12 protein-coding genes are annotated in these 11453 nt (G+C 63.2%); 1 reads left to right on the top strand and 11 read right to left on the bottom strand.

Features of this window, described 5'->3' with window-relative positions:
• Positions 1 to 685: 685 nt before the first annotated feature.
• The 4 genes from IVB18_RS50050 to IVB18_RS50035 form a co-directional block, all read right to left on the bottom strand.
• On the bottom strand, positions 686 to 1468 hold the full coding sequence (locus IVB18_RS50050; protein ID WP_247992161.1) for a hypothetical protein: 783 nt from the start codon (positions 1466 to 1468) through the stop codon (positions 686 to 688).
• 25 nt (positions 1469 to 1493) lie between these two features.
• Complete coding sequence (locus IVB18_RS50045; RefSeq protein WP_247992160.1) at positions 1494 to 3557, bottom strand: alkaline phosphatase family protein; 2064 nt, start codon at positions 3555 to 3557, stop codon at positions 1494 to 1496.
• A gap of 234 nt (positions 3558 to 3791) precedes the next feature.
• Positions 3792 to 5168 (bottom strand): cytochrome c peroxidase, encoded by a 1377-nt coding sequence (locus IVB18_RS50040; RefSeq protein WP_247992159.1) that lies wholly within the window; start codon positions 5166 to 5168, stop codon positions 3792 to 3794.
• Positions 5165 to 5950 carry an EfeM/EfeO family lipoprotein gene (locus tag IVB18_RS50035; RefSeq protein ID WP_247992158.1) on the bottom strand — a complete coding sequence of 262 codons (786 nt, stop codon included), beginning with the start codon at positions 5948 to 5950 and terminating at the stop codon, positions 5165 to 5167. Before IVB18_RS50035 ends, IVB18_RS50040 begins: the two co-directional genes overlap by 4 nt.
• A gap of 198 nt (positions 5951 to 6148) precedes the next feature.
• Here IVB18_RS50035 and IVB18_RS50030 point away from each other — a divergent pair, with 198 nt between their 5' ends.
• Positions 6149 to 6679 (top strand): A24 family peptidase, encoded by a 531-nt coding sequence (locus tag IVB18_RS50030; protein WP_247992157.1) that lies wholly within the window; start codon positions 6149 to 6151, stop codon positions 6677 to 6679.
• Positions 6680 to 6717: 38 nt separating this feature from the next.
• Here the strand turns inward: IVB18_RS50030 and IVB18_RS50025 are convergent, their stop codons facing one another.
• Genes IVB18_RS50025 through IVB18_RS49995 form a run of 7 tightly spaced genes read right to left on the bottom strand, consistent with a single transcriptional unit; the run spans position 6718 to position 11450 of the window.
• Positions 6718 to 7353, bottom strand: a complete 636-nt coding sequence (locus IVB18_RS50025; protein WP_247992156.1) for a hypothetical protein — start codon at positions 7351 to 7353, stop codon at positions 6718 to 6720.
• Complete coding sequence (gene gspM, locus IVB18_RS50020) at positions 7350 to 7913, bottom strand: type II secretion system protein GspM (RefSeq protein WP_247992155.1); 564 nt, start codon at positions 7911 to 7913, stop codon at positions 7350 to 7352. Before gspM ends, IVB18_RS50025 begins: the two co-directional genes overlap by 4 nt.
• Positions 7910 to 8983, bottom strand: a complete 1074-nt coding sequence (locus IVB18_RS50015; RefSeq protein ID WP_247992154.1) for a PilN domain-containing protein — start codon at positions 8981 to 8983, stop codon at positions 7910 to 7912. Before IVB18_RS50015 ends, gspM begins: the two co-directional genes overlap by 4 nt.
• A complete protein-coding gene (locus IVB18_RS50010) occupies positions 8983 to 9897 on the bottom strand; it encodes a type II secretion system protein GspK (protein WP_247992153.1) in 915 nt (304 codons plus the stop codon). The genes IVB18_RS50015 and IVB18_RS50010 overlap by 1 nt, the downstream gene beginning before the upstream one ends.
• Positions 9897 to 10604, bottom strand: coding sequence for a prepilin-type N-terminal cleavage/methylation domain-containing protein (locus IVB18_RS50005; protein ID WP_247992152.1), 708 nt, complete (start codon positions 10602 to 10604; stop codon positions 9897 to 9899). The genes IVB18_RS50010 and IVB18_RS50005 overlap by 1 nt, the downstream gene beginning before the upstream one ends.
• Positions 10601 to 11011, bottom strand: a complete 411-nt coding sequence (locus IVB18_RS50000) for a prepilin-type N-terminal cleavage/methylation domain-containing protein (protein ID WP_247992151.1) — start codon at positions 11009 to 11011, stop codon at positions 10601 to 10603. The genes IVB18_RS50005 and IVB18_RS50000 overlap by 4 nt, the downstream gene beginning before the upstream one ends.
• A complete protein-coding gene (locus IVB18_RS49995) occupies positions 10986 to 11450 on the bottom strand; it encodes a type II secretion system protein (RefSeq protein WP_247992150.1) in 465 nt (154 codons plus the stop codon). Before IVB18_RS49995 ends, IVB18_RS50000 begins: the two co-directional genes overlap by 26 nt.
• Positions 11451 to 11453: the final 3 nt, after the last annotated feature.

Here is an 11453-nt window from a genome sequence, read left to right as displayed (position 1 = left end):
GTCAATCGGTGGTCAGCCTCCAACCTAATCGAGACATGGCGCCATGTCGGCCGTCCCGCATGATCGGTTAAATAACGGCGCCCGTCGCGATTACCGGAAGCTGTCCCGGCAGCGACATCGTCCCGAGAAGCCCGAAGTCGCACCGAGGATCAGGAGAACCGACCCAACGCTCGCGACAAAATGCACTGATGCCGATCGCCGACCGACGCTCAGCGCAAATTCCTCGTCCACCCCACTCCATTCGCCGGCGTACTGGGCGGATTCAACGGTTGTCGCAACATCGATTGTGTTCACTCATGGTAACCACTCGTCAAGCGCCTCCGCCGGCGTTTTCCATCCCAGCATCTTTCTCGGTCTTCTGATCGGGAAACAAAAACCAGCCTGGGCAGCGACGCAAGCCGGAACCGCAATGAACATTAGAATCGAAGTGGTGTTGCGGGGCCTCGTCTTCACCCTGCGCCGCACCGATCTCGATGTCTCAGCGGGACGGATCGACGAGGCGATGGCGGAATATCGCAGCTTTGCCTGCTGGTGCACTTCGACGTTCCCGTCCCCGCGAAAAAGGCCGAACCCTGGTCGCTGTTCAACAGCAACGTGCACCAATCGCACTGTGCTGCGCTCGGTCGGATCTTGCCGATCACAAGCCGGCAACCGCAGTAACGCAAAGGCGCGAACTCCCACCGGCCTACTCCGAGGCCGGCGGCGCAACCCACACGTCGCTCTGCTGAATCCTGCGGATCAGTGCTTGCGGGTCAAATTTGCGCAGGTTCGCGGGAACTTCGAAGGCTTGCGCCGGCTGGGCCTCGTCGCGGATGTGATCGACAGCGATCACCGTCCCATCCGAGGTCTTGATTTGTACCGGGAATTTCCGCTCTCGGTCGATCCACCCGGCAAAGCCGAAACCGGACGACGCCGTGATTCGATACACATCGGTGTTGCGCCCTGCGATTGTTTCCTCTCCATATCGCTGACAGCGCCACGTCGCGAGATCGACCTGCGCGGCCAACTGCGCGATCGCCTGCCATTGCCGGCAGGGATCGTCTGGATCGACCGGGACGAACATCCGGGTTAGCGGGCTTGATTGTCTCGCGTCCATGAAGACGCGTGCGCGCGGGCGGACGAAATAGGCGGAGGGCTTGGCCGTATCGATCAGGAAGAAGCCATCAGGCAACGCGGTCGTCTCGATCCGTGCTTTTCCGTCCGAGACCCGCAAGGTTCCGATGGCGTTTGCCGTGTCGTCTTTCCTCGCAACCAGGTCGGCGGAAAACTGCTGCGCCATGGCCGACATCGGAGCATGAGCCAGAACGGCAACGGCAAGCAGGAAGGCTGCGGCGCTCCTGCTTCCCGAACCCGTCTTCTCGTTGCGCTTCATCGCATTTCCCTGTTCGATCAGATAGTGGGCAGGCAAAACATTGACGGCGCCGACCGAACCATTGGTTTCATCGGCGCCGGCTTTGGATGGACTCAAGACCTCGTCCTGGACGAGAGCTCGATCACTCGGTGTAGGACAACGTGACCGGCTTGCTGAAGTCGAACGCGTCGAACAGGTCAGAAAGTGCCGGGCTGTTGGTTGGGGCGTACTCGTTGTTCTTCGAGTAGGTCGGGTTCGGCAGGTTGTCGCGGCTGCGGTTCGTGAGCGGCTGAAGAGCCCAGTTGCGCTCGATGAACTTCAGCAGCGAAACGTGGTCGGCGTAGTTGTGGTTGATCTTGCCGCCCGTCGAATAAGGCGAAAGGATCAGGGTCGGAATGCGCGGTCCGTCGCCAAAGAAGTCGATGGACTGCTGGTAGCCGGAGTCCCAGTAGCCGCCGGCCTCGTCCCAAGTGATGAAGACAGCGGTTTCAGCCTTCAGCTCAGGATTGTTGTCCAGCGCGTTGAGCACATTCAGGGTATAGGCCTCGAACAGATCAACTTTCGAGCTCTGCGGGTGACCGTCGAGCAGACCGTCCGGCTTGCCGAACGACACCGCAGGCAGCGTGTTGTTCTGGATCGCCGTGATCAGGTCGGCAGTGTCCTTCATGTGAGCCTGACGCACGGCCGGATTGGCCATGATCGAGGTCGCATACTGGAACGGATTGCAGATCTGGCAGTAGGCAACACCGAGCGCGTGCGCCGGATCGGCGACCGCGGCGGCGCTGAGGTTCGGGTTCGACGGATTGGCTGCAACCGCAGCGTTGGAAAGCGCCACGGCGTCGTTGAACGCACCGCCATAGAACGCCCAGGAGATGTTCTTCTCCATGAGCGCATCGCCGATCGTGCGAACCGACGACGGCGGGACGTTGTTGCCACCCGACAGCGCGCCGTTCGGCAGATAGCCCGGATTGACGTTGTTGAGCATGTAGTAGTGGTTGGGCTTGCAGTTCGGCTCCGCCGCGTACGGCAGATTGTTGAGGTAGGTCACGATCGGCTTCACGCCGGGCTGGAACACGTCCGAGCAGTTGCTCCAATTGCCATCGACGGTGTAGCGGTTGACCGAACCCGCGGCCGGGTTCGGGTTGGCGATCAGGTTGGCCGGCGGCGTCACCGGGTTGCCCTTGCCGTCGCTCCAGAACGCCGCGTCGCCGGTACCGAGCATGAAGTGGTTCGCACCGGTGCCGCCGTGGAACGACTGGTGGAAGTTGTCGCTCAGGGTGAAGCGGTCGGCGAGCATCTTCAGAATCGGGGCCTGACCCTGCTGGGCGTTGTAGAAGCCCATCGAATTGGCCATGCTCTTGTTGGACGCCGAATAGGTCGCCATCACGAACGGGAACAGGTCGTTCAGGCAGCCCGAATTGTTCTTCTTGGTGGCGCTGGCGGCGCTGCAGTCTTCCTGCTGCCAGTCCTGATAGAAGCGATGGGTCGAATCGCCAGTGTAGTCGTCGTCGCTGATCTGCTCGCCCTGCAGCGGAAACGGTCCGTTCAGACCGCCGGCACCAGGAACGCGGGTATCCAGCACACCGGTCGGCAGGCCGCTGAAGCCGGTCGTGAGGATGTCGAGTTCGCTCGGATCCGTGTCCTTCTCAACGCTGGCTTCGGCGATCGTCTTGAACGGGGGCAAAGTGTCGCTCTGCGCGGTCGGCGTACCGTTGGTGTTCGGCTGCGGCATCTGGTTGGTCGCGTTGTAGGGCGATTTCGAGATCGTCGGCGCGCCGATATAGAAGGACGTCTGGCCGGCGACCGAGTACTGCTGCGCTTGCGCAAAGTTCGGTCCCGGCGTTCCGTCCTCGTTGACGATGCCCTTCGACAACAGGTTGGAGATGGTCTGGCTCTTGCCCTTCGGCTTGTACACACCGAAGGTGTGATCGAGGCCGCGGTTCTCGCCGATCAGGATGATGACGTGCTTGATCGGCGAAGCGGTCTTCCCCTTGTCGCCGTGATCGCCATCACCATGATTTCCAGGGTTCTCATGCTTCGCACGATCGCCATCTTCGTGCGCCTGGTGATTGTGATGCGGACGCTTGTCCCAATCACTGCGGCCGCCCGGATAGTGAGCGGCATATGCGGCTGTTGCGACGAGCACTGTTGACGCGATGCAGAGCGCGGTGCTGGTTCGCCAGTGCTTTTTGTAATTCAAACTCATTGTCGACCTCAGGTGTTTGCGGTTAGCAACGCACCCTGCTTAATGCGGCAATATGACGCATGTTTTTCGCCACCGTGAAAGCACGAAAGAAATTTCGAAACGTCCAAAGATTTCTGTGGAGACCTCTGCAACGGCGAGCTGCAACTCCGCGATTCAAATATTCACCTAACAATAGCAAATTGATTCAGCGATCCGCGGCGGCGAAGATCGCAAATGCACTTCAATGCGGCTCGTTCAATGCGAAATGTGCTTGGAGCGCATCACTTGGCGAAGCGCAGCATAATGCTGGTCATGCACCTCTTGATTGAACAGTGACCACGGCTCGGCGCTGGCCAGCAACGCAGGAACTGCGGCAGCCATCAGATTGCGATAATTCCTGAACTCGGTTGCAGCATCCGTGTTGCGTCCTGCGGCAACAGCCATCTCGATTCGCCGTAACGTGAGCACAAGCTCCTTGAGACCATTGCGCGCAAGAACGCGCTGCTGCTCGCCGCCTGATACGCTGGTGTTCTTGCGATCGGGGTATTGCTCGGTCAACTCGCGCAGTTCACGGCCGATCGTATCGACCGCGAGCGCAACAATGTTCTTGTCACCTGCGGGAATCGCGGTCGCGAGCACCGTGGAGAAGTCGTTGATCTCTTTTAGAGTCGCGCCGGCACCGTCGCGCTCATAGGGCTGCACGCCGTCGCCCACTGCCGCGAGAAAGGCCACGAGATCAACCTTGTCCTGCGCCGAGAAGCCGAGTTCGAAGATCCGATCGAAATAATCGACAACCTGGTTGAAATCGCCAAAGCGGCCGTCGTGAAAGTACGGCGCGTTGAAGTCGGCGTTACGCAGGGTTGGCGTCTTGAACAGACCCCCTGAACCGACGTCGTGCTGCTGGTGATCGACAAAACCCGATGATGGAACATGGCACCCTGCGCAGCTCAGCGCGGGATCGTGCGGGAACGGCCTGGAAAACAGCATCTCGCCGCGGCGTTCCGACTCACTGATCTTGCCGGCCAGCCGTCCGGCGGGACCCAGGCTTGGATTGGGCAAGAAGTCGATGTCGTGAATATAGGCCACGATCGCATCGAGCATCGCCGACGACGGCTCGGCTCCGCCGAACTCGTTGGTGATGACGTTGTGCACGAAATCGCGCAGCGAGGCGAATCGGCCGTCGGCGCCATAGGGCGCAAGATAGCGGGCGCCGCGCAGGCTCGGAATCCTCACCGGATCGAACGTCAGATTGTTCGCCTTCGGATTGAACAATGGGCCGGTGGTGTCGAACGTGCCGGGCCGGCTCGACATCTTCGGCATGAAGAACTTGGCGTTGTTCGCACCATTGACGTGGCAGGTGCCGCAGCTCACGCCGGCCTGGCGCGCCACTTCGCCGAGCAGCCCCGGCGAATTGAAGGCGAGATCGCCGAGGTTCACCAGGTAGGACTTGCTGCCGGTCCGCTCGGACTGGAACACCTCGCGCGGCTTGTCGAGCGCATCCTCGTTCAGTTCGGTTGCAACAGGCAACACGGTCGTGTCGCCGTCAACCGGAAACGCCACCGCACGCCCGAGCAGTGCCAGTGCGATGACCCCTGAGAGCAGCGCGGCCAGACGCAGGTGAAGCAACGTCATCGCGCCTGGGCCTCCAGGGTCGGCCGCTGCAGTCCGAGCTTTGCCGACGCGCTCTGCAGCGCAACGACCAGTTCCTCGCTGGTCTGGCGCAGATCGGCGATGTTGACGTGCGGCAGGTCGGGCGTGGCGACGATTGCCTGGAGTTGCTCGATCCGGTTCGTCACCATCTCGTCGAGCTTGCCGTCCACCGTGTTGAGCGCGGCAGAGAAAATTGTGTGATAGGCGAAATCGATGCCGGCGATGTTGTTGCGCATATCGTCAAGCGATGTGCCGCTGATGCGCGACTCGCCACCATCGGCCTTGCTCTCCCCGACTTCGTAGGCGAGCCGCACCGCGCCATCCAGCAGGCCCTGGGGCGTGAGCTTGATGTCCTTGAGCCTGCCGTGCAGATCATTCAGATGCTCGACGAGACTTGCTGCATCGGCGGCAACATCAGTGCTGGCTGCTCCGAACAATTTCGCCTCGATCGCGTGAAAGCCGCTATCCGCGTTCGGCCAGGCGTCGATCTGCGCATCGAGTTCGGGGACGAAGCCGGCGGTGAACACTTCCGAGCGTTCCCAGCCCGCACGGCCGGAAAGCCAGGCCTTCTTTGCACCGGGCAAATCCGCCGCAGCAGCGCGCTCGCGCAGCGCACGCGCACCGGCCAGTGCACTGGCAACACCCTCGATCAGGTACGGCTGATAGCGCTCGGCGCCTTCCTCGAGAGCGCCGGCGTTTGCGGCACGCACGCCCACCGACGCTGCCAGCAAAGCAAGGCGCGCCGCCACTCGCATCTTGTGCATAGTCAACCCACCCATCCGCCACGAAGGGCTCGCGGCGCGTAGTGGAGCGAACTATTGTCGGCATCCTATGCGGATTTGTGACAGCGCGGACTTTTTGTCGCATCTTTTCTGCTTCGCTATGGTCGTTGGCGATCACAATCTCGCAAACGCATCACGCGGCACCTAGCCGATTAAAATTGACTGTTCAACGCGCGCGAGTTGTTGCAACACAATGTCGGCACGCGTCACACTTGTCCCGCCACCATGCAGATCGATCGCGAAGCTCTTTATTTTATTGGATCTTACGGCGTGCTTTGCATGCTCTGCTGCGCCGTCGCGCTGATCGATCTTCGCCACGGCATCATTCCCAATTGGCTGAATCTTGCGATCGCGGCGCTCGGTCTCGCAAACGTCGCCGTCATTGAAGGCGCGACAGCCGCCTTCAGTGCAATGGCGATCGCGGCCCTCGTCGGCGTCCTGTTCTGGCTGTTGCAGCGTGTTTACTTCGCCTTACGGCATTTCGACGGCTTGGGACTTGGCGACGTCAAGTTTCTTGCCGCCGCGACGATCTGGGTCGGCGCTTCAGGAATTCCAACCCTGCTGCTGATCGCGGCGCTCGCGGCGCTTGGTGTTGCCGGCGGCCTGCAACTCGCAGGACACGAGATGAAGCGCCAGACCTCGATGCCGTTCGGCCCCTTCCTTGCCGTCGGACTTCTCCTGACGCCGGCCCTTCAGAGCTGGCTGGGCTGAACCAGCCGCGGCATTAGGGTTCGGAAGCAAAATCTCGTCTAATGCCGCGCGGCCAAAGGCTTGTTCTCCGTGCTGACCGGAACGAGGCGAACATCGCCGCTGTCTTCACTGCCGGGACGAGGCAATGTGAGCAGCGCGCCCTGGTCGTCTTTCTCCATCGTGACTTCGCGCCCGTTGATGGTTCGCAGCTTCCATCCCTGAAAATCGTCACCGACCTTGAGCCGAAGCGCGGCCTTGGTCGATTGATCGAGAAAGATGCCAAAGCTTTCATCATCTCCCGCGATCGTGCCGACCAGCGACAGCGGCGGCGGCTCGATCGCAGTCTTGCGCGGCAGCGGCGGCGATGGCTTGCTGACTTCCGGCTCCGCGACGACCGCGGGCGGAGGTCGCCGCGACGGCGAGAACACCGGCCGGTCGCGCGCGTTGGACAGCGTCTTGAGCGGGATGCCCCACAACGGATTCGCGCTGAGCGGCCGCGGCGTCGGCGCCGGCGAAGGAGCCACCCGGACCGATGTCAGGGAAGGCGGCGGCGATGTCAGGACCGGTCCACCGAGGCGGGCATCGTCGAGCAGCCCGGCATCGAGCGCGTCGCCGGACCGGTCAGGCACGGCAGCCGGCGCGGCATGAACCGACACCACCCACAGCACGATGATCGCCGCGAAGCATCGTATCATTTCGCTCCTCGCCATTGTCCGGATACGCCGAGCAGCACGCGCAGCTTGCCGGGATCGGCGCCCTTGGCGGCGTCGTCGGCAACCGGCTGCACGACCAGTTGGTCGATGAACAGGAACGGCATGCTGGCTTCGAGATCGTAAAGCACCTGCTGCAATTGCGCCTGCTCGATCTCGCAGCTCGCGACCATGCTGAGAAAGCCCGCCTTGGCCGGTGCGTTGGGAACGTCGAGCTGGGTCGACAACACGTTGCCGCCGGACTTGATCACCGCGCCCGACACGCGTTGCAGCAAGGTGGCGCCGGCAACCGTGACGGTCGTCCCCTCGAGATAGGCGGAGCCGGTCGGCATCGCGGGCTGACCGGGCGCGGTATTCGCCCGGGATCGCCCCTCCAGTTGTTCCAGCATTCCGGCCGATGCAGCAACATCGCTGCGCAGGCCGACGATATCCGAGAGCGACGATATGACGACAAAGAGCAGCAGCACGAAAAGGCCGAGATAGCTCGCCGTAGCGACCAGTGGAGAGGTGCTGACCGCCGTCAGCCATCGGGATGCTGCGCTCATGACCCTGACCCGAAGTAGGCGGTGATATTGGCCTCGACGTGGAACCGCTCGGCCGATTCATTCGCCGCGCGGGTCGTCGGCGCAAAGAACGTGGCGCGGGTGAATTGCGGCGACTGCTCCAGCAGCCGAATCAGGGATGGCGCATCCTGGGTCATTCCCACTGCCTGCACCTTGTTGCCCTCGATGCGGAGCTCCGTCACATACGTCGTATCGGGCAGCACGCGCGAGATGGCTTCCAGAACCATGACGCTCGACGGCGTCGTCTGCTTGCGCTTGGCCAGCAGGCCGAGGCCGGACGAGTCGCCATTGGCATCGAGGCGCAGCGTGGCGCGCCGCTGCGAGATTCGGTGTAGCAGGTCTTGCTGCTCCGATTGCAGCCAGCCGCCGAGATAGATGTTCAGCAGCAGGGATACCGCGGCCGCGGCGGCCGTCGAGACCAGGCCGATGCGCAGGAGGCGCGGAACCGCTGGCCCGGCAAGGCCGCGCAGCGACCGGTCGAGCAGCGTCACCTGCTGCGTGGCGCCGTCGCAGCCAACCCCCGGCGCCGACACCGCAACCGAGGCGGCGCCGAGCCTCCTGGCCAACCGTATCAGCGGATCGACCTTGGCCGCCGAGGTCGCACTGAACGCGATCTCGATGCGGTCATTCGAGGTGGGCTGCGGCGCGCCCCAGCCAAAGACCGCATCGGCGGCGGTCCATGGGGTCAACCGGTCGACCTGAGCGCGGATCATGCCGTCGAGGAAATCGCCTGCCTGGCTCGGGAAATCGAGCACGCGGCTGACGACGTGATCCGATCGCAGGCGTACCTCGATGCGGCTGCCGTCGAAGGCCGCCCTCCAGTCCGCTGACAACGGCGGCTGTGGCGCATCGTGATCGAGCCGGAACGAAACCGGAGTTGAAGGCGAGCCATCCTTCGGCACGGCGAGGCGGGCTGTGAATGTGCCGTCGATATTTTCGTCGAGCTCGACGCGGCGCCGGCGCATGAACCTGCCCGCGACGACGTCAACCGTGCTCGCAACAGCGCCGATCCATTGCTCAAACCATTGTCGTGCCTCGGCAAGTATTGCCATCATCCTCTCCCGCGAAGCAGAACCGGATTTCGCGGTTCGATATCGTTCTGCCAGGACAACACACGATAGGGCTCGACCTTGTCACCGAGTGCGATCACCGCCTCGGACGTGGTGCGGTGGCCATTCCGGAATCGGATCGAAATGGCGATCCGGTAGCAGGCGCTCTGCGCCGCCGATGCCGCATCTTGCGGATTTGGGCCCTGTGTGCTGGCGGCGATGCCGTTTGGCGAAGCCGCACGCGACCCGAATCCGTCCCGTTCGTTCCCCGATGCCTTGTCCCTGGCCGCGACGATTTCGGGCGCGGCGATTTTCGGATCGACATCCGGGCCGCCGTTGAACACCGTGACGAACGGCAGCGCGCGATCGACCAGGGATTCGGGAAGGCCGGCGACCAGCGCCAGCTCATTGACATGAGTGAACAGCCCTTGGCGCGGCGAATAGCCGAGCGCGTTGTAGCGTGCGGCCTCCACATTCTCGCTGCCCGGCGCCGGACGGGTTCGCCAGCCGACGATCCGGTCGGCGTATTCGGCGGCTGCATCCTTCCCGGCGCCGAGCACGACGAAGAGGCCGACCAGCATCTCCTTCGACGCGTAGTTCAGGTCAAGACGGCCAGCCTCTGACGTGAACGTCACGCCGACGCTGGCCTCGTTGAGGAGGAAATGAAACGCCCCGCGCTGCGGCCTCGCCTTCTCGTCCGCCAGCGTCAACTGATAGGCGGCGAGCTCAATCCCGGCCGACACCAGCGCCTCGGTCTGCAACGACATGTCATTGGCCGCCAACGCCCGCGCCGACGCGGCGAGATAGGCCGAAAAGATGATCGCCAGCGACGACAGCGCCAGTAGAATCCAGAGGACAGCTACGATGACGAAGCCCCGATTGGCCGGCGGTCGGCCGATATTGCCGGTCGCGCCCATCACGTCTTCCCCTGATCCGTGGCACTTTCGGCATTGCGCTTGTCGCTGCATTTGCCGTCCGGCGTGGTGCAGTCGCTCGGAATTTGGACATGAACCGGCGCGATGGTCGACACGGACAGGACGCGCTCGCTGGCTGCGTCACGCACCGTCAGGCGGATCATCGCCGGCAGCCTGTCGGCATCCCTCCAGGCGCTCTTCCATGCCCGGTCGGCGCCGGCATAGGCGAAAGACAGGCGATAGGGCGCGCGCAGCAGCACGACCGGGCTACCCAGATGCACCTGTTCCGATAACGACACCCCGTCGGCCAGCGGGGTGAATCGCGTCTGCGAGCGAACCGTGACGAACTCGCCGCGATCCCTGGTCTCGCCGAGGCGCACCACGTCGAGCCCCGGCCCCGCATTCGGCCCTACCGAGATTCGCACGAACATCACGGACAATTCCGATCCATCGAACAGCGGCCTGTGGCTGTCGCGGTTGGCGGCAACGAACTCCGCAGCGGCAAGATCGGCGCCGATCCGCTCCAGTGCGATCCCGATCAGTTCGCTGCGCTGGATCCGGTCGAGCCCCCTGTTCCAGCTCGGCAGCCATTGCGCCGTGATGCTGGCGAGCGCCGACAGCAACAGCCCCATCAGCGCCAGCGCGACGATGGTCTCGATCAGCGTGAATCCGCGCTCGTGCGTTCGCTGGTCTGTCCTTGCCGGGCTCATTCCGAAGACCTCGGCATCAGGCGCACGGTGCGGATATCGGACAATGCGCCGTCTGGAGACTTGACGCGAATTCTCACCAGCTCCGGGGCCCAGGGCGCATTGCCCTCGGGGACCGTCCAGTCGCCACCGAGCGGGCTGACGTCGATGGTCCAGCGGTAGCCCTCCGCCTGCCCCGTCGATGTACCCGACTGCAATTCCGCGCGCGGCGAAATGCCGACCGTCATCAATGTGCGCACCGCCTGCATCAGCGCCACGTGCTGCTCCAGCGCCCTCACGCCGCGCGTCTTGACCCCCATGACGGCGCCGATCGCGACGATCGAGACAGCCACCAGCGCCAGCGCCACCAGCACCTCGATGATGGTGAACCCCGCATCAGTGCGGTCAGTTGGCGGAGATGTCGCGAGCAACGATTTCAACCCTTCCGGTAAGCCAGTTGACGCGAACCTCGTATCCCGCATCGAGCCGCGTCAGCGCGATGGAGCCGCCGCAGGAACCGCCATCGGCGAAGAAACGGATGGTCGACAGTGCGGCCTGCCGCTGACAGCTCTGCGGCAGCACCGCATCAAACCGCACGTCATCGGGAATTCGCACCGTCATGCGAGACGCACCCGAGTGGATCACGCGGCTCGCCGCATCGACCAGCGTCGCAACGCTGCTGCTGCGCTCGATGGCGGCATTTCGATCGGCCTTCAGGAGCGTCGCAGTCTGCAACGCATAGGCCTGCAAGCGCGACCGCGAAGTCTGGTGCGGAATGAACGGGAGCAGCACGGCCGCCAGCAGCGCGATGATGGCGAGCACGCACACCATCTCGAGCAGGGTGAAGCCGCGCTGCGTGGCGTCATTCATCGC

This window comes from Bradyrhizobium sp. 186 (assembly GCF_023101685.1).
In the GTDB taxonomy this organism is placed as follows: domain Bacteria; phylum Pseudomonadota; class Alphaproteobacteria; order Rhizobiales; family Xanthobacteraceae; genus Bradyrhizobium.
This window is presented reverse-complemented; position numbering and strand designations above follow the sequence as displayed.

Bases quoted from the DNA above. Each gene is read 5' to 3' on its own strand.
- IVB18_RS50045 (WP_247992160.1), bottom strand. From the start codon at position 3,557: ATGAGTTTGAATTACAAAAAGCACTGGCGAACCAGCACCGCGCTCTGC.
- IVB18_RS50040 (WP_247992159.1), bottom strand. From the start codon at position 5,168: ATGACGTTGCTTCACCTGCGTCTGGCCGCGCTGCTCTCAGGGGTCATC.
- IVB18_RS50035 (WP_247992158.1), bottom strand. From the start codon at position 5,950: ATGCACAAGATGCGAGTGGCGGCGCGCCTTGCTTTGCTGGCAGCGTCG.
- IVB18_RS50025 (WP_247992156.1), bottom strand. From the start codon at position 7,353: ATGATACGATGCTTCGCGGCGATCATCGTGCTGTGGGTGGTGTCGGTT.
- gspM (WP_247992155.1), bottom strand. From the start codon at position 7,913: ATGAGCGCAGCATCCCGATGGCTGACGGCGGTCAGCACCTCTCCACTG.
- IVB18_RS50015 (WP_247992154.1), bottom strand. From the start codon at position 8,983: ATGGCAATACTTGCCGAGGCACGACAATGGTTTGAGCAATGGATCGGC.
- IVB18_RS50010 (WP_247992153.1), bottom strand. From the start codon at position 9,897: ATGGGCGCGACCGGCAATATCGGCCGACCGCCGGCCAATCGGGGCTTC.
- IVB18_RS50005 (WP_247992152.1), bottom strand. From the start codon at position 10,604: ATGAGCCCGGCAAGGACAGACCAGCGAACGCACGAGCGCGGATTCACG.
- IVB18_RS49995 (WP_247992150.1), bottom strand. From the start codon at position 11,450: ATGAATGACGCCACGCAGCGCGGCTTCACCCTGCTCGAGATGGTGTGC.